We start from the raw sequence: 24,496 nt of genomic DNA on the forward strand, positions 1-24,496 counted from the left end.
GCCCACTTCAATTAGTAAGGACAGATGCAATGAGCAAGTTACGTATTGCTACACTCTCTAGCATAATAGGCCTCGTCACGGTCGTTGGCTGCAGTACACAACAATCCGCACCACCCGTTAACCCACCAAAAATAACACCAGCAGAAGGTGGTGAAATTAAACGGGTGTGGTTAGATCAAGGCTGGAGCGAGCAAATAAGAAACGATTTTTGGTTTACTAATCAAGGCGCACAAATCATTCCCTACACATGGTTTGTATGGCTTGAACAAGCAGAAAGTGAGCAACTATTTCGCCACACGGATCATATGGAGATGTTACGTTACTTGCCGATGCAAGCATCACAGTCAAATCCTGGTGGTCTTCCCATAGGCTTTGCATTGCATAATAATCAAACAACTGGTGAAAGCTGGGTTGGTATGACGTGCGCAGCTTGTCATACTAACCAATTAGATTATAAAGGGACAAAAATACTCATCGAAGGTGCGCCGACACTCGGTAATTTTGTACTTTTTTTCAAAAAACTGATTGAAGCTATGGATAAAACCCTAGCTGACACAGCCAAATTTGAGCGTTTTGCAGCAAATGTACTCGGCCCAAATAGAACGGACAATGATGTAGCACAATTAAAAACTCGCCTCCAAGACATTGCATTGGCTTCAGCAAAACGCCAAACTGTTAATGCACTACCTACAGACTACCCTGAAGATTTTACAAGTTATGCACGGCTTGATGCTTTTGGCAATATACAAAACGCCGGAACGGCTTTTGCTCTACATGACCTTACAAATAAAAACACGCCGACAGGCCCTGTATCATATCCGTTCTTGTGGGGAACCCATCAATCCGATGTTGTACAATGGAATGCTTCAGCACCTAATACCCCTATTGTAGGACCTCTGGTGAGAAATATTGGCGAGGTCGTCGGTGTATTTGGTAGCTTAGATATTAAGGAGGCGCCTATATGGCAACGTTTATGGGGTAAAAAGGTTCGCTATTCTTCAACCGTTGATATTATGGGTCTAGGCTACCTTGAATCATGGGTTAAAACACTCAAGTCACCACAATGGCCTGTCCAGTACTTCCCTGCGATAGACAACAATAAAGCCGCCGCTGGCGCACTGTTATATAAAGCGGAATGTGCGAGCTGTCATCAAATTGTTCCGCGCGAAGATGAGCTTAAACGCTACATTGCAAACCAAACCCTGATAAGTGAATTAGGCACTGATCCTGTAACGGCTTACAACGCATCATGCCATATGGCGAACACGCTTATTCTAGAAGGAACTAAAGAGCGTATATTAATTGGTGATAAGTTCGGGCCAACTGGTAATGCGATTGATATTCCTGTAAATGGTGTTGTAGGTCTGGTGCTTAAAGATATTCCACTTGCATTAAAAGCAGGTAATATTGCTGAACGTACACAAGCCAATGGCAAAAAGCTCAGTGGGCTTGCTGAATTTGAGGCACTGGTATCTGAGCATCTAAAAGCCCGTAATAACAAAGCAAAATCTGCCGCTACTGACTGTATAGATGGCACATTAGACAATGGTGTATATAAAGGACGACCTTTAAATGGTATTTGGGCAACCGCGCCATACTTACACAACGGCTCTGTCGCAAGTTTATGGGAGCTTTTACAAACTCCCAAAGCTCGATCTAACACTTTTTGGGTCGGTAGTAGAGAGTTTGATCCTGTCAACGTAGGTTATGAAACGCATCAAGGGTTGAATTTGTTTAAAGTCACTGATAGCAATGGCAAAATTAGAGCTGGTAACTCTAACTTAGGCCATAGCTATGGCACCCACCTAAACGATACGCAAAAATGGCAACTCGTTGAGTTCATGAAAACACTTTAATATCAAAGGGGCATAGGCCATCAGCTTATGCCCTACTTCGGCTTTTTACCTTCACTAAATACCTACGCATGCCTGTCATATATATGTCATTTATTTACAACAAGTATTTGAGTTTATGAGAATTTTTACTATATTTTGGTAATGATGCAAAATAAAACCTTGCAAGGAAGATACGTATGAATAGTGTAAAAGCCAAATTAATGCTGTGTGTCATCAGTGGTATGTCAATAATACTCATTGGCGCGTTAGTGACTTTATTTTTAGTAAAAAATGTCGCAGCAGAATTAGATTCATTAATAAACAATGAATTATCTACCCGTCAGCAAGTCGGCCTGATATCTAGCCAGTTTAAAACACAAGTTCAAGAATGGAAAAATGTCTTGATCAGAGGAAGTGAACCAGAGCAATACGAAAAATATTGGCTACGGTTCGAAAAAAATGAACAACTGATACAAGATAATATTAAAGTGCTGCTAGATACCCATACACTCCCTGATTCTATTATTCACCAATTAGCTAGTTTTCAAAAAGAACACCAAAAGCTAGGGGTATTATATCGAGTAGGATTAAATGAATATAGTGCATCCTTATTTAACACCCAAATAGGCGATAAAGCAGTAAAAGGTATAGACCGCTTGTCGGCTAAGCTCCTTGGTGATATCAACGTTGCGATCACCCATTTAGTTTCTGATCGTTCTGTTGCCCTCACTGCAAAAAAAGAGCAAGTGCTATTTCAAAGTATGGTCATGATGTTTATTTTGTCTTCAGTAATACTCCTACTTATGACGTTATTCATTCAAAGGTTGATCACGCATCCTATTCGCCAAGCTTCCAGCATAGCTGAACAAATTGCTAGCGGGAATTTGGCAAACGATATTCATGGACACGACAATGATGAAATTGGTTTACTGTTAAATAATCTCAATACTATGCAGCAAAATTTACTGGCTATGACCGATGACCTCAAACTGCAAATGGTGCAACAACAAACCCAAGCTCAAGAAAATGGAAGAATTAAACAAGCACTTGATAATGCCGCAGCGCCTGTGATGTTAAGTGATGGCAACGGTAAAATCATTTATTCCAATCACCAGTGTGAGCGTCTATTTCTTCGCTATAAAGATCAAATAAAAGCCACTCAACCCAATGTCACATCATTAAATGAAGCTAATGTAGAACACTTTTTTGATCAACAAAGCTGCTATGGCACACTCCGTGAAGCACACAGGCACCAAGTTGAATGCGAAGTAAATTACCAATCTGTGATATTTAATGTTGTCGCGGGCCCAGTTTTCGATGAAGAAAAACACCTATTGGGCATTGTTTATGAACTCTCCGATCTGACTGAGCAGCGCTACGCAGAAGAACAAGTAGGAAAAATCATTCAATCAGCATCTCAAGGACAGCTTGCCACACGCTTAGATAGCACAGAATTTACCGGCTTTATGCATACACTCGCAAAAAGCATAAACTCACTACTTGATGCCATTGCCCTTCCTATCAAACAAACCAAAGATACCCTTAACTTAATTGCAACTGGCCAAGTGCCTGATGCTATTCACGGAGATTACAGCGGTGAGTTTCTAGAAATAAATCATAGCCTCAAAACAGCAACTGGTGCAATCAATGCGCTCATCGCGGATACCAATATGTTAATGGAAGCGGCCAGTCAAGGTGAACTCTCAAAACGCGCTGATATTAACCTGCATCAAGGTGATTTCCAGAGTATCGTAAAAGGGTTCAACACCACATTAGATGTGATTGTAGAGCCTGTACGCCTAACCGCTGATTATTTAGATCTCATAGCCAAAGGACAATTACCTACAGATATTAGTAATAGCTATCAAGGCGACTTTCTACAAATTAAGAATAGCTTAACAACATCAATTGATGCGATTAAAAGTATGGTAAAAGACACCACTGAGCTGGCGCAAGCTGCCAGCAAAGGGCAACTTGAACAGCGAGTCGATGCTTCTAAACATCAAGGGGAATTTTCCGTTATCGTTGGTGGGATAAATTCAACAATTGATGCGATCTCTAAGCCTTTGCATGAATGCAAATCGGTCATGCATGCACTATCTGAAGGTAACTTAACGCAACTTGTGGAAGGTGAATATCAAGGTGATTTTAATACTTTAAAGCACTCTGTTAATACATCGGTATCAAACCTTGCAAAGATGGTCAGTCAAATACGCACCACAGCCAATACAATTAATGGCTCGGCAAATGGAATAAAGCTGGGTATGAATGATTTAAGTGCACGCACAGAATCACAAGCGGCATCCATTGAACAAACCACCGCGTCGATGAGTGATATCACCCACACGGTTTCCATCAACTCCAAAGATGCGCACTCAGCAGCATCTTTAGCGACTGAAGCTGATAAACAAGCCCAACAAGGTGGTGAACTCGTTCATTCAACCGTCAACGCAATGAAAGAAATTAGTAATAGCTCCAATGAAATATCGAGTATTATAGAGGTCATTAACGAGATTGCTTTTCAAACTAACTTACTTGCACTCAACGCGGCGGTAGAAGCTGCTCGAGCAGGCGAATCTGGTAGAGGATTTGCTGTTGTTGCTGCTGAAGTACGTGAACTTGCCCAGCGCAGTGCAAATGCGTCTAAAGAAATATCAACTTTACTCAATGACAGCGCGATGAAGGTTGACCATGGAGTGCAGCTAGTCACTGAGTCAGGTCAAACGCTCGGTCACATTGTGAGTAGTATTAAACAACTATCCCAACTAATGGAAAATATAGCGCTTGCCAGCACTGAACAGTCTAATGGTGTTGGACAAGTCAATGTTGCTATAAAACAGATGGATGGCATTATACAGAAGAACACAATACTCGTTGAAACGGCCAATTCATCAAGCAATAGTTTATCGCACCAAGCCAACGAGCTTAATCGTTTTATGTCTGGGTTTGAAGTATGAGCTTGCTGAGCCTATTACATCATCATGCTGATAAACTAAAATGGAGGCTAAAGTCACCTAACGGATCCCTCTGCTCCTTGACTTATTGATTGGCAATATAAGTTAACGGGCTTTAATACTGGGGGAGATAAAGATGAAGGCGCTCCCCTTTCTTCAACCACCAAAAATTTAACCTTTGAATACAAAAAAACTTTTTGTATTCATTTTAACCACAAAGAAATATAAATAGTTTACAATTGTTGGTTTTAAAATCAACAAGGAATTTTTGTGTATTTAAATATTAAGAATGGTCTTGTGCACTCTATCATTGTGTTCATTACCCTAACCCTATTAATTGCATGTGGCAGCGATTCTTCCAGCTATTCTGAGCAACCAAAATTAAAAGCAACTGAGCCTGAACTGCTTTATGGTAAAACTGGAGACGAAAAACTCCATGAAGAACTCGAAGCAATACGTACACAATACAACATGCCTGCTTTGGCTGCTTTTATCGTCAGTAGTGATGCACTTTTAGAAATGGATGTGAGTGGATATCGTATCAGTGGTCAACCAACACTCGTCACGACTGAAGATCGTTGGTCAATTGGGTCATTCACTAAATCAATCACGGCAACAGTTGCATCCCGGCTTGTTGAACAAGGGTTGATCTCACTAGAAAGTGATGTATTAGAAATATTCCCTGAATTATCTGGAAAAATTAAACCCGAATATGAACACCTTACACTTCGAGATTTATTATCAATGACGTCTGGGTTAAAGCGAGATTTAGACAGTATGTTTACTGGTCAATGGCATATGGATCAAAGATCAATGACAGAACAAAGGTATTCATGGACCATTGAGCTACTTAATACAGAACCTGAAACCACCAAAGGTACATTCTTATATAGTAATGCCGGATATGTACTCGCAGGTCACATGTTAGAACGTGTTACGGGTCAATCTTGGGAAGCGCTTGTTGCTCAGGAAATTGCCGTTCCTTTAGAGATGAACCTTATTGATTTTGGTACTGCTAGCTTTATGGATCCTGACAATCAACCAAGTGGTCATCAGATACGTGACGGACAGTGGCATGCAATCACCGCAGCTGATAGGGTTAGCCTTCCAAAAGTCATCGGTCCTGCTGGCACAATAAATACCAACCTTCACGATTTATCACTGTACTTACAAGCCCACTTATCTGGTGCAATGGGCAAAGGTAATATTGTAAGTACTGACAGTTACGCTCACATGCATTCACCTGTCAGTGAAAGCTATGGATTAGGGTGGATATTAAAAGAAAACAATCAGTTTCACCATAACGGATTTACTGGATCATTTTACCTTGATAACCTCATCATTCCAGAAGAGAATATTGCATTACTGGCGGTTACAAACGGAAGTACAACACAAGTAAGAGAAGCTGTAGAGCAAGCCATTGCGGTTATGCTAGAACGCTCAGTAGTTCAATCAGGAATGGCGGTTAACCCGTCATTCCTTCCAATTTAGAGCACACCTATTGCTTTTTCTTGACCTGATGCAATGCATCTAATCGCGCCAGTAGGCTCGATGTATCAAAACGACCGCCACCTAATGCTTGTACATCGGCATAATATTGATCAACCGTCGCCGTCAATGGTAAAGAAGCGCCATTATTACGTGCCTCATCTAGTGCAATCCCTAAATCTTTACGCATCCAATCTACTGCAAAACCAAAGTCATACTCTCCTGCAATCATTGTTTTATAACGATTCTCCATTTGCCAAGAGCCCGCAGCTCCTTTAGAAATCGTTTCAATAACCTGTTCAGTATTTAACCCAGCTTGTTTTGCAAAGTGCAGACCTTCAGCGAGACCTTGCACAACACCTGCAATACATATTTGATTAACCATTTTGCAAGTTTGCCCACTGCCGACATCACCCAATAACTGACTAAAACGACTAAATGCAGCCATCACTGGTTGAACTACCTCGAAACTTATTTGGTCGCCACCAGCCATCACCGTAAGTACCCCATTTTCCGCACCAGCTTGCCCACCAGATACTGGCGCATCAATGAATGAGATATTTTGTTTTGCCGCCACCGCTGCAACCTCACATGCAACCGTTGCCGAGGTCGTCGTATGATCGACTAAAATAGCCCCTGGGTGCATACCGGCGAGTACCCCATCTGCGCCATAAACGACAGACCGTAAATCATCATCATTACCGACACACATAAACACGATGTCTACACCGCTAGCCGCTAGTTTCGGTGTTTGAGCATAGTTACCTGCATGTTGCTCCGTCCATTGCTGTGCTTTTGCTGTTGTTCTGTTATACACCGTGACTTCGTATCCTGCGCTGACCAAATGTCCAGCCATTGGATATCCCATTACCCCCAATCCGATAAACGCCACTTTCATTGACATAATTCTGTCCTATTTCGCTGCTATGGTATTAACAATGGAGTTTTTATACCCCAAGTAATTGGCGTATAGCAAATTTAAATCACTAATAAGGTAGTTAAAACACTACTTACAACATGCCCGTGAAGGAGTATGAGTCAAATGGAAACAATTTATCGTTATAGTGTACAGCTACTCAACGGTGAAACAATCGCATTGAAGCAATTGCAGGGTAAACCTGTACTCATTATCAATATTGCCAGTAAATGTAGCTTCGCAGCACAGCTTAGTGCGCTCGAAAAAATGTATAAAAAATATCATTCGCTTGGGCTTGAAATTCTAGCGTTTCCCTGTAATCAATTTGGCCGTAATGAGCCACTTGAAGATGCAATGTTAAAAGAGTTTTATAACAGTCATTTTGATCTTAGCTTTATGATTTGTAACAAAGTACAAGTCAATGGCCCTGATGCACACCCATTGTTTAACTACTTAAAATCACACACTCGTGGAATCTCACAAAACCGAGCAATTAAGTGGAACTTTACTAAGTTTTTAGTAAACTCAGAAGGTGAGCTAGTATCAAGATACGCACCTCGCACCAAACCAGATACACTAAGACCGGTTATAGAGAGCCATTTATACAATGAAGATAGCCCTATTCAGTTCGCAAAGTTATGAACAACCATTTTTTGATAAAGCACTTAGTACTCATCCAGAATTAAATATTAAGTGTTTTAATGAGTCATTATCCGAACACACAGCATCATTGTGTAAAGGGTTTGACGCCGTGTGCATATTTGTCAATGATACCGCTGATCAGCAGGTACTCAATATATTAGCCTCACTGGGTATTCGCTTTATTGCGCTAAGATGTGCCGGCTTTAACAATGTTGATATGACCACTGCTAATGAATTAAACATCAAAGTTGTTCGCGTGCCTGCATACAGCCCAGAAGCCGTTGCTGAGCTTTGTATTGCCCTGATGCTAACATTAAGTAGAAAAACACATAAAGCTTACAACAGGGTAAGAGAGGATAATTTCGACCTCAATGGGTTGCTTGGTTTCAATTTACACAATAAAACGGTAGGTATTGTCGGAGCAGGGAAAATTGGCCAAGCGTTGATTGCTATATTAAATGGCTTTGGTGCAAATGTTTTAGTGTATGATCCGAATATAGGGGAAGGCAGTTATACAAAAGTAACATTCGACATGCTATTGACACAAAGTGATATTATTAGTTTGCACTGCCCGTTAAATGATGCAACCTATCATTTGCTTGATGAGCAAGCGTTTGGAAAAATGAAACCCGGCGTGATGTTAATCAATACCAGTCGCGGTGCACTCATTGACAGCAAAGCATGCATTTGCGCGTTAAAAAACCAAACTGTTGGATATTTAGGCCTTGATGTGTACGAGCAAGAATCTGAGTTGTTTTTTAAAGATCGTAGCCAAGAAATCATTCAAGACGATATATTTAGTAGACTTATCAGCTTTCCAAATGTACTCGTTACAGGTCATCAAGGTTTCTTCACCCAAGAAGCGTTGACACAAATAGCCAACATTACCATTGAAAATCTCTCTGAGTGCACGTCAGATCTACCGTTAACGAATCAAGTCATATAGCACATAAAAAAGAGGCCCCCACTAAAAGCCTCTTTACGCTCTCATAACACCATACTCATTCAAGAACGTGGTCCGATACAGGCAAGGCTCTACCGACTCTTCTTCCTAATTTAGCACGTACAGCCAACGCGGTAGAGTGCAACATCTTTGGACTGACAGCTTGCCAGCCATTCAATGTTTTTACTTCGATATCAAACCCTGGGATCTCAGTAAAAACCATTAACTGACCTGACTCACTTTTGCCAGCGGCAACACTTGGCAGGCGGTAAAACACCCCTTGGGAAGCCAGTTTAGGAATTTCTTTAAAACCCACTAAGGCAATAAATCTTTGCCAATCTTTTTCTCTTGCTTGCAGAGCGCCTTCCGTCATAAAAGTCGTATTTTTATCGAAAGAGCGACTTTCTTTGTATCGTAACGCCCAGTCTGGTTTGTGCCATGCTCGTTCTGCTAACGCCAATAAGCGCGGATACAGCATATATTCTGCTTGTTCATCTGTACGGATCATTTCAGACCAGAGGTGCCCTTGTATTCCTTTTGCATTTACGCCTTTTTCTAATCTACTCGAAGTATCATCTGCGATATATGAACGTGCATAATTATTATGCCAAAGCTCTGCATGTGCCGGTAAATTATCAGGCATAAATTCAAAAACTTTACGTGTATTCACCGCCCGCGTAGCCCAGTGGTTACCTCGTTCCATAGGATGTGACTCATAAGGAAAATCGAAATATGTCACATCAGGATTTGACACAATGACATTCCAATTTCTATTTATATGGCGGTGTGCAACTTGATGGCCTCCATGAGCCAGTGTTCCCCATACATTACTCTGCACAACATGAGGCATATTTTTTACCCGCACATCATCTAAACCATCGCTCCATCCCGCAACTGCAACTCCTTTATCGGTCACTATTTTACTAATACGCTCAATAAAGTAACCATTTAAAGATGGTTCTGAATACTTAAGTACGCTACATGCAGGAGAATTCAGCCATGCACCAGCGGTTTCATCTGCACCAATATGGTAGGTTTTTAAAGGCACTTCGGCGGCTTCGTGCAATGCTTGCACTTCGGAGAGCACCTTATCTATAAATTGATAGGTTTGCTCTAAGCATACATTCAAAGTATTGTCGCTATAGTGCTGAATCGAGCGATAGCGAGTCAAGTCTTCTGGTTCAACCAAACGGTATTTGAGTGCATCTCTTTCAAGATTTTGTGCCATCAAACGCTCAAAACGTGCTTCCATTGATACGATTGCCGCTCGTGAGTGACCTGGCATGTCTAACGAAGGGATCACCTCAACATGGTGTCGTTTCGCATGCTGTAAAATATCAATATAATCCTGACGACTATAAAAGCCATTGATACTGGCATCAATTGCATTACCAGCCCCCAGCTGAGGTAATAAACAACGTTGTTCTGATAGGTCAAAGCACCGAGTCGCCCCCACCTCCGTCAACTCAGGTAGCCCTGCAATTTCTAGTCGCCAGCCCTCATCATCTGCTAGGTGTAAATGTAACCGGTTAAGCTTATAGCTGGCCATATGCGTTATCGTCTCCAAAATAAACTGCTTTGACCTAAAGTTTCGTGCGCTGTCAATGTGCAAACCTCTAAACATATAATGCGGTGCATCAGTTATATCAACCTGAGGCAGTGTGTGCGTTTCTATATTCAATAAGCCGATTAAACTTTGTAATGCATAAAACGCCCCTTGCTCAGTTGCAGCCTCGATATTTACAGCCTGCGCTGATATCTTCAAGGTATAAGCTTGCTCCGCCAACGTTGCTGTGGTCGTGCGCTTGACGTTTACATTAAACCCCTGTTCTTGCTCATGAATACCCAATGTTGACAACCTGAATAAAGCCTGTGAAATGCCTTCACGCTTAATATTAACCAGTGATAATTTAATGCCATTTTGAATGCTGACCACCGGCTCTAAGCTGAGTATCAGTGTCTTTGGTTTTGGAATAATGTCAATTGGCGCTTCAGTCAGTACAGGCCGTAACGCATTTTCAAATAGATATTTAGTCCCCATCCACGGTGTTTTATCACGCTCGTGAATTCGTAATTGAGACATTGTATTGAAAGGCGCCAAATATGGTTGAGCCTCCAAACCTGTTTCAGGGTCAACGGTAGGGATTGTACTCGCGATGACTTTAGCACTTAATACCCCCTCACTATCTGCTAGGATATAATTTGGCATAAACTCAGAGCGCGTTATTTGTGAGTCTTGAGTATAAAAGCGGATCCGATGTGCATCTCCACCAGCAAAACCACTAAACATTTTTGACGGTGATAAGCGATGTAGATCCCCATTTATATGCGTGATCTCAAACTCGCTATTAGAGCTATGAACAATAGGCATTAATTGACTAAAATAGATAGCCCAGTTATGACTCTTAAGGTCATAGGGTAATGTCAATGACAGTTCCGATAAATAACATTGTTGCACCTTCGCCGGACAAGCAGAATTCGCATCAAGTAATGTGTAAATGACTTTTAAATCTTTTGCCATTGAATCTAATTGCGGTTGATCCATGGCAAATACATTCACGCTGATTGCACACGCCAGTAACCCTAACACATATTTATACATTCGATAGCTCCTTGCTATAAATAAGCTGATTGGTGAATCCTGCATAAGCACCTAGTAGCGGGGCATACTGCAAACGACTCGGCTGGACCTGCACATGCTCAGCCAATGCGCTATGACTATGTTGTTTTAATGTGCTAAACATGCTTTGGCTGAACAAAGGAAAAGAGTGTGCCACTGAGCCACCTAACACAATTTTATCTGGGTCAAATGCTAATAAGACGTGTGCCAATGCATTACCCAAGTGTTCGCCTAATTGAACGAACATATTTAGTGCCTTTAAATCTCCAAGATTGGCCTTCTCTGCTTCTTTTGCGCCATCAGTCGCGAACCTCTTAAAAAACTGTCCACTGGTATAATCTTCGATTATGCCATCTAAATAAGGAAAACTACCAAATTCACCAGCAAAACCATTTTTCCCCGTATATAACGCACCATTGAGTACAATTCCAGAACCCAATCCTGTTCCGAGTGTCACGCCAACTAAGTTATCAGTCGGTAAATGAGGGCCGTAGTAATATTCACCTAAGGTGAAGCAATTTGCATCATTTTGCACATAGGTTTCTACGCAAAAGCGATGCATTAAATTGTGCTTTAACGAAACATCATGCCAGTTTGGGATATTCACTGTATCGATAATATGTCCATCGCTGATGCGTACTGCACTGGGAACGCCAATCGCAATTCCCGTGCTCTTACGGGTCATATTTGACTCAACGAGATACTCGATAAAATCATTGACTTCTTGTTTAGTACCACGACGTGGCACATCATGGCGATATACTTGGCCAAGACCTGACTTTGATACCTGAGCAACATGGGCTTTGTGCCTCCTAAATCTATACATATAATATGACTCATAATAATTGCTGCCCCTGCGTTTTTTTCTTAAACAATTTGGCGGTATGGTTTTTAACCAACGGTCTAGCCCATACTCCAACACTAAATATATAAGCCAGCGGTATCAGCAATAACAGCATGGCACTACGTTGTGAGTTAAGCACTTCGCTCGCGACCCCCAGTATGGGTGATATCATTGCTCCACCCACGATACCTGTACATAAAATGCCAGTAACCGCACCATGGCCAACCCGTACTGAGTTTAATCCCAACGACACGAGTACCGACCACATAATTGACAAGAAAAACCCCATCGTAGCAAAACCAAATATTGCACCCACTTGATCACTAAAAAGAGCTGCCACTAAAGAGATTCCGGCTCCAGCACTAAATCCCATGAGCAGTTTTTGAGCGTCGATGAACCGTAACAACAGTAATCCAATAAAACATCCCAAGGTGAGTAACATCCAGAACTGACTCACCGCAAACGCGCCTTGGGTCTGAACGTCTACCTGATGATACGAGTGCAAAAATAGCGAAATGGAATTGGCAATGCCTTGCTCTAAGGCGACATAAGCAACAATTGCAAAGAAAAACCGCAAAACTTTCGGCTTTTTCAATAATGCAAGGCTCTGTTTTACTGTGAGTAGTTCATTTTCACATCGTGTTACTTTAACCAGTGGCGTAACTGCAACATAAAGTGTCATACCAAAACACAGTACCGAGAATAGCCAATACATACTCAGCCACTCCATCCCATTCGGTACTAATCCTTTAAATATTAAGCCTAACTCGGAGCCCTTTTGAATACGCTCAACAAAAAAGCTGTAAACTAATGGAGACAAGGTGGCTGCTACACCAAATATAAGCTGTGCAAGGACAGAATACATAGCAAAATACTGACTCCCCCCGCTAACGCGCAACAGCGGGTTAATCGCGACTTGCAATAAGGCCATTGCACTCCATTGCAATAGTAAAACTAGGGAAAAGTGCAAAACTCAAAGAGCCAGTACCAGCCAATACAAAAGCTATCAGCATCGTTTTTTTCTCGCCTACAGTTTGCACCAATAGACCGGCCGGAATAGACATCACCCCGTAGGCTGCAAAAAAAGCAAATGGAAAAAAGTCCGCTAATGCAAAGCCAATTCCAAAATCAGCTATCAACTCTGGAAAAATGGGGCCTAAAATATTGGTCATAAACGACACCATAAAAAATGTCATAAGTACCAGCAAGACAACTGCATATTTAGGATTCATTGTAATAACCTTAATATTGAATAAGGCAATGGCACTAGCGCGTGGTCTGCGGGCAAACAAACCATATGACTCAAGGAGTAGGACATTGCCTTAAATTATGAATGCGTTACTTTGTAGGGACTGAACGCATACAACCAGTGACTTTAGGCGCTCAGACATCAATAACATGACTCTACAAATCAATTGGGTGGGGTACCCTAAATTTGCCAATCAATAGAAACCTTACCAGCGCCCTCTAACACCAAAGGTTAAGCGTCGTTCATAAATATTTTGAGAGATACGATTGTCTTTCCATTGCGCGTAGTTGGTCTCATACTCTTCAGTCAGATTACTCCCAGACATAAATACTGTGAAATTATCTTGAACGTCATAACTTGCAGATATATCAATATAAGTCGTCGGTTCGGTCCAAATCGCAGTATCGCTCATACCGTACGGCACTGATATCTCAGCCAACCGTTTAGCACGGTAATTCGCAGCCAATCTAAATTGGAACCCTGATTTTTCATACCATAAAACCGCATTAGCAGACTCTTTTGAGTTATCTTCTAATGGTAAAGCATCCCCATTTAAATCTATCCGACCACTCTCACTATCGCTATAGGTGTAATTAAACGCTGCACCTAGGCCACTCCAGACACCAGGTAAAAAGTCAAATGCCTGTTGATACGAGAATTAAGCCCCACTCATGGTGCCTCCCTGCCCGTTGATTAAACCATTTACAGACACTTCACGACGAACAACACCGTCAGCATCGGCCATAGGCTGGGTCCATATACTAGACTCAATAAAAGAATCTAGCTTTATGTTAAAAATACCAAGACTCACCATCGCACTTGGAGAAAAGTACCACTCGATTGCCATATCGGTGTTTTGAGCTCGCCATGGGTTTAAATCAGGGTTTCCTTGCATTGTGGCATTCGTTGCTATGAGTAAATCAGGTGAAATGCCTTCTCGTGCAGCTAAGTCTTCACCGGCACGTGTACGACTGATCCTCAACCCTCCAGCAATCTGTTCAAGATCCAGCTTTGTCATGGTCTTACCCCATGCCGCACGATAGACAACATCTTCACTTAGATTGACACTTAAATTTAATGACGGTAAAAAGTCAGAGAATGATTTATCCGTGATGATATCTCCAGCATCCTCGGCAACAGATCCTGGACAACTAGTACAGATAGAATCCCCAATGATATTCTGAACAATCTCTAAGTCTGTTTTGATGTATTGAAATCCAATATTTGCGCGATAATTTTCACCTGAGAAGTCACTGCGCCAATAGACTGATTGGGTTTGCTCTGTCACCTTGTACGAACTGCCAGGTACGGTGCCACGTATATTGCCCGGATAAAACTTATTTTGAAATGCAAATGGGTCATCTAACTGTTTAGGATCGATAAAATAAATGCTATCGATACTGATTGGTCCAAAATCTGATACTGGTTGTACCCAGCCCTCTGGCAAACTTGAAAACGTAATCAAGTTATCATAGCCCATCGTCAAATCTCCCGCAGATGCACTTGGCGTACCCCCACTACCATCAGTATCAAATGCGGCCAGCCCTTGATCTTTCCACATGACATTAACGCTCCCTTCGCCAACAGGGTTGTTTAATGGGGCAAGCAAAACATATTGGTCCCGTGAAATATCACGCTCACCAAAACGAACCCCAAATGTCATTTTATTTAAATGGGCATGATCAAATTCATATTCGCCATCAAGTCGCACAATATCGAGTGATGCATCCTCATCATAGTTATTTTCAGAGTAAGCTGAAGTGACCGAGTAACGTGATATGTTTGAGCCAAATGTTTCACCTTGCAATGTAGCTGGTGGTAACAACATGGCATGCTCTCCCTTAAAATTGAATCGCATCGCAATGGTGCCTGGCCCATATCCGTTTGGGTTTACAGCGATTGGACCATTCCCTTCGTTGCGTCTGAGACAATGGGCTAAGCCATTTGTTAAATACCCCTGCGCAACATTCTCTGTATGACTACGAGATGCATCCGCAGTAATAAACCGCGCTTTACCTGAAAAAGCCCCAGTTCCTTTATAAACAAGTTCAACGTTATAGTTAGTCGATTGCCTTTCATCGGTATGACTTTCTGAATGCGCAACCACTCTTGGCGCATTTAAGGTAATATCTTGTGCAGTATATAAACGATGGCCTGATGCGAGTATATCACCGCGATCTATGGGATCATGTTGGTCTTGCCACTGCCAATGCCCGCCCCACGCGTTATCTGCCATTAACCCGCGTTGACGGTCAGCGTCATCCATTTTTGTATAAAATACATCCGCACTCAACTCTAAATTTTCTGAAACATCGGCCTGAAAACTGATGTTAGCGCCCGTTCTTTCTCGCTCAGTAAATCGATTGACCATACCATAACTAACGTAGGTATATTCCGCATCATTGGTATCACCATCCCCATTCATATCAGCTTGTGGACAGTACCAACAATTCCCCGATTCTTGAGGCGCACCAACCCAACCATGATTGGTTGCCCCAAGACGATAATTTACCAGTGTTACTTCATCTTTAGATACGGTGGCAAGTACGGCAAAACTATCAGCATTGTACCCGGCAAAAATCATTGCTTTTGGATCTGTTTCCTTTGAATACGACCCCCGTGCGGCTTCAATTGATGCAGCCCCAGTGAATCCTTCAGCTAAATCAAATGGCTTGCGTGTTTGCAAATCAACAGTACCGGATATCCCCCCAGCTAACGTATCGGCTGTAGGTGACTTCATAACATTCATGGCCCCCACTAAACTCGAAGGAATATCAGTGAAATCTGGTTGTACTTTCGTGAGCGAACCCGCACTTAGAAACTGCTCTCCATTGAGTAGCGTGGTAACCTGTGGCATCCCTCGCACATTAATTGTCGCCCCTTCTCCAGCATTTCGACGAATTTGTATGCCCGGTACTCGTTGTAATGAATCTGCGATAGTAACATCTGGCAACTTACCAATGTCTTGCGCTGTAATTGAATCTACAACCCCGTCAGCAAAACGTTTTGTATTTAAGCTTTTTTCTGTCGAAGCGCGTATACCGCGTACTTCTATTACTTCAACGGACTCTTGCGCTTGTAATTCGCTCGCTGCAGATACATTACTCGACAACAGCCCAGCCAAAATAGCATAAGTAAGGTGTGAGAGTTTGAATGATGCCTTGTTGTTCATGTCATTCCTCTGATAATTTTTATATAGTTAGGAGTGTTAATGTTTACTACCAAATAATTGGTACTGACTTATTTCAGCAGCTATTCGCGCAAACAGTGGACAATTTCAAACCTTTTTACATACTAACCTATCGTTTTGACATCGCTGTCACTCAATAAATTAATATATAATTAATAACTGATAACATTATAAACTCACCATTTCCTTCTTCTATGAGTGATATGGTGCAATTGTTGATTGATTAGTATCACTATAAATAATCAATCCATTCAACATAGATAACGACGTGCTGACGCTTTAATAAAGGAGCTATTAATGAGAGCAATGTGTGAAAAGGTTATTCCCTCCGTCAACTGTTCATGGCGGTATTGTTTATATAAACTAAATGAAATCTCCTTTAATTGGCACTATCACCCAGAATATGAAATTTGCTTAACCCTAAACAGTCAAGGCGTTTGTCATGTGGGGGATCATATTGCACCCTATGGTGATTTTGACTTAGTACTGTTAGGGCCCGATTTACCACATACTTGGCAATCACTTCCCTACCCAGATGGCTCGCAGCAATTAGTACATGTTGCACAAATTCCCGTTAAGTGGCTCGAAGGGTTAATACAAAACAACACAGACTTATATTCATTGAGTACATTATTACAAAAAGCAAGGTGCGGTGTTCGCTTTAGTACCGCTACAGCTAACTCTATTTTTCCGCAGTTCAAAGCGATGGAAGCAGCTGACCCATTGACACGCTTTACGCTACTGATGAGCTTGCTTAATACATTATGCTTAAGTGAGGCTCAAACATTATCGAGCCAAGAATTCTCATTTGTTAACAGCTTAGACCCTGCACAAGACAAATTTGAAAAGGTGATGAATTACATTTACGACAACTACTGTGAGCAGCTTAGTGCTGAGTCTCTCGCACAATATGCACATATGAGTACCAATCACTTCCATAGGTTTTTTAAAAAGCGCACAGAGCGCACCATTACTGAATTCATTAATCAGCTACGAATCGCCAAAGCATGTAAATTATTAATAAGTAGCTCAGCGCCTATTTCAGTGATCAGTGACCAGTGTGGTTTTAATAATATTTCCAATTTTAATCGCCGCTTTCTCAGTATTAAAGCCTGTACACCCAGCGCATTTAGATCTCGATTGAAACAAGCGTCATTAATTTAACTATTCCCTTTAAATCAACCAAATAAGTATGGTAAGTTATTGATGTTGTAGCCTCATTACCCAAGGTTATAAAGGACTACTTGATGATCAATACTCAAAGGCATATTGATAGTAGCCCTTTATTACTTTATGAGGAATTACTATGTCTATAAAACGCCCGACGATTGTGATTGTTGGTGGCGGTGCGGGTGGCTTAGCACTGGCTACGCAACTGGGCCATAAATTAGGAAAAAAACAATACGCTGATATTATTCTCATTGATAAAAACCGGAATCATATTTGGAAGCCATTATTGCATGAAGTCGCAACGGGCTCACTTGACGCTGATTTAGATGGCGTCGTTTACTCTGCCCACGCTGCAAAGCATCATTTTCGCTTTATTTTAGGCGAATTCATTGCCCTAGACGCTCATCAACACACCCTAACATTAAAACCACTGTTAGGTGATAACCAACAACAAATCCTCCCAGAACGGCATGTACAATACGATAAACTGGTCTTAGCTGTTGGCAGTGTCAGCAATGACTTTAATACCCCTGGTGTAAAAGAACATTGTTTCTTTTTAGACTCCCATGCTCAAGCGGAAAATTTCCAGCACGCACTATTAGATAATTTTACCCGAATTCACCAAAGTAACCATACGAGTCAACCCTTAAACATTGCCATAGTTGGCGGCGGCGCGACAGGGGTTGAGTTATCAGCCGAGCTATATCATGTTACACAGCTATTAAAAATGTACGGCATGAACAATATGACTGCAAATCAGTTGCAAATAAGCTTAGTTGAAGCGGGCCCACGTATATTACCTGCTCTTTCCGAGCGAATCGCAAGTGCGGCTAAACGTGAACTGCTTAAACTGGGTGTCACCGTACTCGAAAATACCCAAGTAGCATCTGCATCTAAAAGCGCCTTTACCACTGTGCAACAAACCACGATACCAGCAGATATAAAAGTATGGGCCGCAGGTGTAAAAGCACCTGATTTTATTAGAGATTTAAACATTTTTGAACTGACTCGAAATAATCAGATCCAAGTGAACTCATACTTACAAAGTACCGTTGATAATCAAATTTATGTCATTGGTGATTGCTGTGCCTTCACTCAAGCTGACGGCTCTATCGTTCCCCCAAGGGCGCAATCGGCTCATCAAATGGCCCAATGTGTCCAACATAATTTAATCGCAACAGTGTTTGATAGACCCCTCAAGCAATTTACCTATCAAGATCATGGGTCTTTGGTAAATCTATCTCAATTCACCGCGGTGGGTAATTTAATGGGGAGTTTAACTAAAAACAGTTTCTTCATTGAAGGGAAAATTGCACGCTTAATGTATGTCTCTTTATATAGAATGCATCAACGCGCAATTCATGGCTCACTCCGTACGTTTATTCTTTGGCTGAGTGAAAAAATGCTCAAAATTGTCCGACCAAAAATGAAGTTACATTAAACGAAATGGGTTGGGTTTACCCCCAACCCATTGTCGACCGTAGCATAATACGCTCTACTTAAGTGCAACGTTTACAAATACCGCCGTCATCAAAATAGGGCAAACAAAACGAACATATTGGGCAAACCAATAGTGTGGGCCTTTACATTCGAGATGTAACTGGTTACCACGTTTCCACATCCACCCTACTGTAATAAAGTAAAATAAGCCCATTAATGGTAGCTGATACTGCGTAAACAAGCTTATTACGAGCCCAAACATCCAGTCAAAGTTCAAGATAATAAGGCATGAAGCAACTAAAATAGTCGCTGTGACCCACCATGTTGCAACATGTCGTTTTAAGCCGTGGTTTTCTACTAAGAATGATACTGGTATTTCAGTTGATGAGATAGTTGATGTCAGTGACGCTATCGACATTAAAACAAAAAATGTTAAACCTACAACTAAACCCACCTCTCCCATACTGGCAAATAATTCAGGAAGAACCGCAAAAATTAAGCGCCCTTCACCTATTAGCTTACCATCTTGGAACACTTCAACCCCGTTATGTTGGGCAACAAATATCGCAGGAATGATCAGTAAACCAGCTAAGAATGCGACGCCTGTATCTAACAGCGCAACACTTGCAGTGAGCTTTGGTAAGTTCGCGTTTGGCTTCAGGTAAGATCCATAAATCATCATACAGCCAACACCCAAAGACAATGAAAAAAATGCTTGACCCATTGCCGCAATAATTAAGTCGGGATCTGTGATATGTGAAAAATCAGGAACCAAATAAGCTTGAAACCCTTGCGCCGCACCGTCTAACGTGCCGATATAAACAATGAGTGCAGCTAAAAGCAGCAATAACATTGGCATTAAACGCCGAGACCAGATTTCTATGCCTGACTTCACTCCTTTCAATATGATACTTGCTGTTAGGATCAACATCACAGGTGTAAATATAAAGTTACGAAGTGTGGACTCTCCCACCAAAAAAGCACTCAATTGGTCAAAGCCCAAAAAGCGAGTAATCGGTTCTATAGAGTATGCCAACATCCATCCAGCAACGATAGAATAAAAACTCAGCATTACAATGGCACCAAATAATCCAACATAGCCTGCCGTGGCCCCAATATTCGGCCCCTTTTCTTGCCACGCTTGTTTTAATGCTTTAACAGGGTTAGCCTGCGCTTGATGCCCTAAATATAGCTCGGTATACAATGCAGGCAGCGCTAAAAGAAATATCACAATGAAATAAACAAGCAAAAATGCGCCACCACCGTGGTTCGCTGCTTGTGTGGGGAATCCCCAAATGTTGCCAAGTCCTACCGCAGCACCAGCCGCCGCAAGAACAAAGCCAAGTCGACTTTGAAAGCCATCACGCAATTGAGCCATAACGAGTCTATATGATTATTGTTTTGGACCGCTGATTATACTTAACTGTTTGAAAAATGCGACAGCGAGTCGAAAATTTAGAATAGGCGCAACAAATATGATTAATGTCTAAAAACTTGAGCCAGCTTCCATTAAAAACTGTAGCTCTTCATCATTAGATACGCGGCTTAATATTTGATTCCTATGTGGATAGCGGCCAAATCGATCAATAATTCGCTTATGGGATAACTCGAACTCATAATTAGGCAAAGCTCTGAAAAGCTGTTCAGCCTGTTGGTGAATAATTTTACTTTCACTGTGCATAAATGGCATATACAAAAAGCTTAGCTCAGTATCATTTAAGCGTTTATCGAAGCCTTTATCAATGGCATTTTGCGCGAGACACAACGCCAATGGATCCGCAGAAAAAGCCTCTGGTGTATCTCGAAACATATTCCTAGAAAACTGGTCGAGCACGATTATTTCACACAAAGTGCCCACAGGATCAGCTCGCCAATGTGCGAGTTCTCCTTGTACAGCCATTCTATAATGAACCATAAATTGGGATTTTATTTTGATGTCAAAATGCGCGGACTTTTGCCACCAATCAGACTCTGAACAAGTGACAAACCAAAAATTATAGATATCTTGATACTGCATGACGGCCTCCCAGTTTATGTAATAGTCACTTTACTCGGGATTCAACCACCATGCAATCTAAAACTTAATTACTAGTTATTGTTACTAAAAAGATACTAGCCGCTATGCAGCCTCCAGTAACTTCGCATGAATGGCTTGAACCACATTATCCGAGTCTGTTTGTTCAACCAAAAAGCACAAATTGTGCTTACTTGCGCCATGGCAAATCAGTCGAATATTGAAATCACTGAGCACTTGCATTAAGTTGACTTCATGCTGACGTAACTGGATCTGAGAACCAATAAGAGCCACCAGTGTTAAATTGTTCTCAACAGTAACATGACAAAATTGGCTTAGCTCTTCTAAACAATCTTGATCAAGTTCAGGTCGTGACGCGTTCAGTGCGTTATCTAGCGTGATCGCGACACTTATTTCTGATGTTGTTACCAAGTCCACTGAGATATTATAAGCACTCAATATCGTGAAGATACGCGCCAAAAAACCACTAGCTAGTAACATCTCAGGACTCTTTAGCGTGAGCAATATTTGATTTTTCCGCTGCGTAACAGCTCTGATCCCTGCTTGTGATGATGTGTCTTTTTCAATCCAAGTGCCGCCTGCTTGTGGGTCGCGGCTCGATCCGACAAACACTGAAATATTACTGCGGCTAGCTGGTAATATTGTTGCTGGATGTAATACCTTCGCACCAAAAGTAGCCATCTCTGCTGCTTCATCAAAACTCAATTTGGCAATAGGTGTAGCTTTTACACACAGTCTCGGATCTGTACTAAAAATACCAACAACATCAGTCCAGATATGAACACTTTTTGCTTCTATAGCTTCCGCTAATAAAGCCGCACTGTAGTCAGAGCCACCACGTCCCAGCGTCGTTGTTTGATTATACGGATCGCTGCCGATAAAACCTTGAGTCACAATCACCTTCTCACCTAACAATGGTATTAAGTGCTTATGAGCCGCCACCTGTGTCGCTGCAATATCCGGTGTGGCTTTACCAAATTGGTTATCAGTCTTTAACACTTTACGTACATCAAATCGCTCGGCGTTTACGCCAATATCTCTGAGTACTTGGGTAAATAAAAATGACGATAAACGCTCCCCAAAACTCAACATTTCATCACACTGTTGTGCACTTAACGCGGGTAAAGACGCCAACGACTTTAGCTCATCAAGGGTTAAATTAAATAACTGTGCTAAATCCGCTTCCAGTGTTAAATGGGCTAAAATCGAGTCCTGAATTTTAATGATGTTATCGACTAACGCCATACGTGCACTTTCGTCGGCTTTTTGTTGCGTTAGCGTTACTAGATGATTTGTCACTCCCGCACTGGCACTCACGGCAACAACACGTACATTATTGTCATCGTGAATAATTTGCGCACAACGGTGCATGGCATCAAAATCGGCTACACTGGTGCCACCAAACTTTGCGACCGTGTACTGTGAACTCATAATATCTCCTTTTGACTGCATTGGGGGCAATCATAATAAATAAGGAGAACTTGGCAATTAAGGTGCTTTGTAAATAAAGAAGGAACCATTGCCAGAAGCTCTCCACCAAAACGGTGACAGTTCCAAGGATTCAACCTCGTAAACCGAAAGTTCACAGTGACGTGCTATGAACTTCCTCGGCGAGTACTTCCCTCTTTAGTGGTCTTTGGCGTTCGTCACCTTTCACTAAATACCTAAGTATCGCACCTCTTCTGTTTATTTTGCCTCGTCATTACTGAACACAGGCAAAATAAAAGCCCGCATATTACGCGGGCTAAAAACAAAGTAACGTTTAGACGTCTAGGTGTCAAGTGCTAAATTGTACCTTTTGTAGTGAACTACATAAATTGCCCTGCGACATACGCTCCAGCATAGCCAATGGTATATGCAATCAACAAATATAAAAACATACGCAAGTAGCTCATGAACGTCAGTGCTTTCACTTTGCTCATCGCGATAATTCCCGCAGCAGATCCTATCACTAACATTGAACCACCTACCCCTGTCGCATAGGTAAACATCAACCATTGCTGTGGCGTCATCACAATATCGGCCTTTAATAAAGCGGCCGTTAACGGTACGTTATCAACTGCCGCTGAGAGTAATCCCATTAAATAATTGGCATATTCTGGTGCAATGTAAACATACAGGTCTGTAAACATGGCCAGGACACCCACTTCTTTGAGCGCGCCAACAAGTAATAGTACACCAACAAAGAATAATAGAGTGTCGTACTCAATCTCTCGAATATAATCAATAATTTTCTTGTTCACATCTTTCTTGCGCATTAAGAATTGAGCAACCAAAAACATCAACGACAAACCAAATAAGAATGTAAGTAAAGGCGGCACTTGATACTGCACACTCAAAAATAACGTCGCAAAAATTGTCGAAGTAAATATCACTGCAATCGTTATATCCGTTTTCTCTATCCGTCTTTGTATCTGCTTTTCAAAGCGTAGTTGCTCATTCATACCTATAGACAACATAGCTGCCAGCGCTATCACACTCACCAGCGCAGGACCGACAAGTAACAATAAATTAGGAATAGTGACTTTGTCCGCTAAGAAGATCATTAATGTTGTTACATCACCTGTAATGAGTGACACACCACCAGAGTTAACACTAAAAATAATTAGTGTTGCATACTTAATTAACTTCTTTGGATCTAGCTTCAACGACATAACTACTGCCAAAGAAATCAAGGTTGCGGTAATATTGTCTGAAACCGAGGAAAATACAAAAGCGGCAATGCCTACCAAGAACATAAGCTTACGCTCACTGATCTGAGATGGCATAACACGATGCACGATATTTTGTATAAACCCCTTAGAGTTTAAATAGGCCACAAACGTCATTGCAGCCATCAAAAACAACCACAGTGTGGCGATTTCAAGAATGTTATGATCTAGCGCATGTTGTACATTTTCTGGGCTTTGACCATGAATAGGTGAGATAAAAGCGATAATCCAACATAAAGTACCAAAAAAAAGGGTGGTTTTGGCCTTGTTTACATGGATGATATCCTCTATAACGATAAGCACAAACGCAATCGCTATTAGGGTAAGGATAATGGGCGTAACCATAATGCGTAAACAACCTGTAATTAAAAGTTAAAAATTTAGAAAGGTAACGTAATTCGGCGCGGAGTCTAGCACTTACATATAGGATACGCTACGACTAAGCCCAATTAATTTCCT

16 protein-coding genes, 1 pseudogene and 1 riboswitch are annotated in these 24,496 nt (G+C 41.6%); of the genes and pseudogenes, 7 read left to right on the plus strand and 10 right to left on the minus strand.

The features are described from left to right. Positions 1–29 precede the first annotated feature (29 nt). From J8L97_RS01715 to J8L97_RS01725, 3 genes are all read left to right on the plus strand, one after another. Positions 30–1,856, plus strand: a complete 1,827-nt coding sequence (locus J8L97_RS01715; RefSeq protein WP_211047642.1) for a di-heme-cytochrome C peroxidase — start codon at positions 30–32, stop codon at positions 1,854–1,856. 176 nt (positions 1,857–2,032) lie between these two features. Next, on the plus strand, positions 2,033–4,792 hold the full coding sequence (locus J8L97_RS01720; protein WP_211047643.1) for a methyl-accepting chemotaxis protein: 2,760 nt from the start codon (positions 2,033–2,035) through the stop codon (positions 4,790–4,792). Positions 4,793–5,059: 267 nt separating this feature from the next. Continuing rightward, positions 5,060–6,280 carry a serine hydrolase domain-containing protein gene (locus J8L97_RS01725; protein ID WP_312037110.1) on the plus strand — a complete coding sequence of 407 codons (1,221 nt, stop codon included), beginning with the start codon at positions 5,060–5,062 and terminating at the stop codon, positions 6,278–6,280. A gap of 7 nt (positions 6,281–6,287) precedes the next feature. On the opposite strand, the gene J8L97_RS01730 is transcribed toward J8L97_RS01725, so the two are convergent. Continuing rightward, complete coding sequence (locus tag J8L97_RS01730) at positions 6,288–7,181, minus strand: NAD(P)-dependent oxidoreductase (RefSeq protein WP_211047644.1); 894 nt, start codon at positions 7,179–7,181, stop codon at positions 6,288–6,290. A gap of 138 nt (positions 7,182–7,319) precedes the next feature. Between J8L97_RS01730 and J8L97_RS01735 the strand changes: the two genes are divergently transcribed. Then, a complete protein-coding gene (locus J8L97_RS01735; protein WP_211047645.1) occupies positions 7,320–7,835 on the plus strand; it encodes a glutathione peroxidase in 516 nt (171 codons plus the stop codon). Continuing rightward, positions 7,801–8,781, plus strand: a complete 981-nt coding sequence (locus tag J8L97_RS01740; protein WP_211047646.1) for a 2-hydroxyacid dehydrogenase — start codon at positions 7,801–7,803, stop codon at positions 8,779–8,781. The genes J8L97_RS01735 and J8L97_RS01740 overlap by 35 nt, the downstream gene beginning before the upstream one ends. Before the next feature lie 55 nt (positions 8,782–8,836). Here J8L97_RS01740 and J8L97_RS01745 read toward each other — a convergent pair whose 3' ends face one another. The 5 genes and pseudogenes from J8L97_RS01745 to J8L97_RS01760 all read right to left on the minus strand — a co-directional run bounded on the left by J8L97_RS01745 (position 8,837) and on the right by J8L97_RS01760 (position 16,663). Beyond that, positions 8,837–11,380: a family 20 glycosylhydrolase gene (locus J8L97_RS01745; RefSeq protein ID WP_211047647.1), complete on the minus strand. Its 2,544-nt coding sequence runs from the start codon at positions 11,378–11,380 to the stop codon at positions 8,837–8,839. Next, on the minus strand, positions 11,373–12,224 hold the full coding sequence (locus J8L97_RS01750; protein ID WP_247688495.1) for an ROK family protein: 852 nt from the start codon (positions 12,222–12,224) through the stop codon (positions 11,373–11,375). The genes J8L97_RS01745 and J8L97_RS01750 overlap by 8 nt, the downstream gene beginning before the upstream one ends. A gap of 10 nt (positions 12,225–12,234) precedes the next feature. Next, positions 12,235–13,173 carry an MFS transporter gene (locus tag J8L97_RS01755; RefSeq protein ID WP_312037111.1) on the minus strand — a complete coding sequence of 313 codons (939 nt, stop codon included), beginning with the start codon at positions 13,171–13,173 and terminating at the stop codon, positions 12,235–12,237. Then, the gene (locus J8L97_RS23905) at positions 13,148–13,474 is read right to left on the minus strand and encodes an MFS transporter (protein ID WP_312037112.1); all 327 of its coding nucleotides are present in this window, start codon (positions 13,472–13,474) and stop codon (positions 13,148–13,150) included. Before J8L97_RS23905 ends, J8L97_RS01755 begins: the two co-directional genes overlap by 26 nt. 222 nt (positions 13,475–13,696) lie before the next feature. After that, positions 13,697–16,663, minus strand: a pseudogene (locus J8L97_RS01760) (TonB-dependent receptor). Between the two features lie 315 nt (positions 16,664–16,978). Between J8L97_RS01760 and J8L97_RS01765 the strand changes: the two are divergent. Beyond that, complete coding sequence (locus J8L97_RS01765) at positions 16,979–17,845, plus strand: AraC family transcriptional regulator (RefSeq protein WP_211047648.1); 867 nt, start codon at positions 16,979–16,981, stop codon at positions 17,843–17,845. A gap of 142 nt (positions 17,846–17,987) precedes the next feature. Then, the gene (locus tag J8L97_RS01770) at positions 17,988–19,292 is read left to right on the plus strand and encodes an NAD(P)/FAD-dependent oxidoreductase (protein ID WP_211047649.1); all 1,305 of its coding nucleotides are present in this window, start codon (positions 17,988–17,990) and stop codon (positions 19,290–19,292) included. Positions 19,293–19,346: 54 nt separating this feature from the next. On the opposite strand, the gene J8L97_RS01775 is transcribed toward J8L97_RS01770, so the two are convergent. From J8L97_RS01775 to nhaD, 4 genes are all read right to left on the minus strand, one after another. After that, positions 19,347–20,669, minus strand: a complete 1,323-nt coding sequence (locus J8L97_RS01775) for a sodium-dependent transporter (RefSeq protein ID WP_211047650.1) — start codon at positions 20,667–20,669, stop codon at positions 19,347–19,349. Between the two features lie 108 nt (positions 20,670–20,777). Then, complete coding sequence (locus tag J8L97_RS01780) at positions 20,778–21,308, minus strand: DUF924 family protein (RefSeq protein WP_192507288.1); 531 nt, start codon at positions 21,306–21,308, stop codon at positions 20,778–20,780. Between the two features lie 102 nt (positions 21,309–21,410). Continuing rightward, positions 21,411–22,757: a lysine-sensitive aspartokinase 3 gene (gene lysC, locus J8L97_RS01785; protein WP_211047651.1), complete on the minus strand. Its 1,347-nt coding sequence runs from the start codon at positions 22,755–22,757 to the stop codon at positions 21,411–21,413. An 87-nt stretch (positions 22,758–22,844) separates the two neighbouring features. Next, positions 22,845–23,016, minus strand: a riboswitch (Lysine riboswitch). 118 nt (positions 23,017–23,134) lie between these two features. Next, entirely contained in the window at positions 23,135–24,382 is a 1,248-nt protein-coding gene (gene nhaD / locus J8L97_RS01790; protein WP_211047652.1) for a sodium:proton antiporter NhaD, read from the minus strand. Positions 24,383–24,496: the final 114 nt, after the last annotated feature.

This window comes from Pseudoalteromonas sp. MMG012, assembly GCF_018100875.1.
Lineage (GTDB): Bacteria > Pseudomonadota > Gammaproteobacteria > Enterobacterales > Alteromonadaceae > Pseudoalteromonas > Pseudoalteromonas aurantia.

Bases quoted from the DNA above. Each gene is read 5' to 3' on its own strand.
- J8L97_RS01765 (WP_211047648.1), top strand. From the start codon at position 16,979: ATGAGAGCAATGTGTGAAAAGGTTATTCCCTCCGTCAACTGTTCATGG.
- J8L97_RS01735 (WP_211047645.1), top strand. From the start codon at position 7,320: ATGGAAACAATTTATCGTTATAGTGTACAGCTACTCAACGGTGAAACA.
- J8L97_RS01715 (WP_211047642.1), top strand. From the start codon at position 30: ATGAGCAAGTTACGTATTGCTACACTCTCTAGCATAATAGGCCTCGTC.
- J8L97_RS01775 (WP_211047650.1), bottom strand. From the start codon at position 20,669: ATGGCTCAATTGCGTGATGGCTTTCAAAGTCGACTTGGCTTTGTTCTT.
- J8L97_RS01755 (WP_312037111.1), bottom strand. From the start codon at position 13,173: ATGGCCTTATTGCAAGTCGCGATTAACCCGCTGTTGCGCGTTAGCGGG.
- J8L97_RS01730 (WP_211047644.1), bottom strand. From the start codon at position 7,181: ATGTCAATGAAAGTGGCGTTTATCGGATTGGGGGTAATGGGATATCCA.
- nhaD (WP_211047652.1), bottom strand. From the start codon at position 24,382: ATGGTTACGCCCATTATCCTTACCCTAATAGCGATTGCGTTTGTGCTT.
- J8L97_RS23905 (WP_312037112.1), bottom strand. From the start codon at position 13,474: ATGAATCCTAAATATGCAGTTGTCTTGCTGGTACTTATGACATTTTTT.
- lysC (WP_211047651.1), bottom strand. From the start codon at position 22,757: ATGAGTTCACAGTACACGGTCGCAAAGTTTGGTGGCACCAGTGTAGCC.
- J8L97_RS01780 (WP_192507288.1), bottom strand. From the start codon at position 21,308: ATGCAGTATCAAGATATCTATAATTTTTGGTTTGTCACTTGTTCAGAG.
- J8L97_RS01740 (WP_211047646.1), top strand. From the start codon at position 7,801: ATGAAGATAGCCCTATTCAGTTCGCAAAGTTATGAACAACCATTTTTT.
- J8L97_RS01770 (WP_211047649.1), top strand. From the start codon at position 17,988: ATGTCTATAAAACGCCCGACGATTGTGATTGTTGGTGGCGGTGCGGGT.
- J8L97_RS01720 (WP_211047643.1), top strand. From the start codon at position 2,033: ATGAATAGTGTAAAAGCCAAATTAATGCTGTGTGTCATCAGTGGTATG.
- J8L97_RS01745 (WP_211047647.1), bottom strand. From the start codon at position 11,380: ATGTATAAATATGTGTTAGGGTTACTGGCGTGTGCAATCAGCGTGAAT.
- J8L97_RS01750 (WP_247688495.1), bottom strand. From the start codon at position 12,224: ATGTATAGATTTAGGAGGCACAAAGCCCATGTTGCTCAGGTATCAAAG.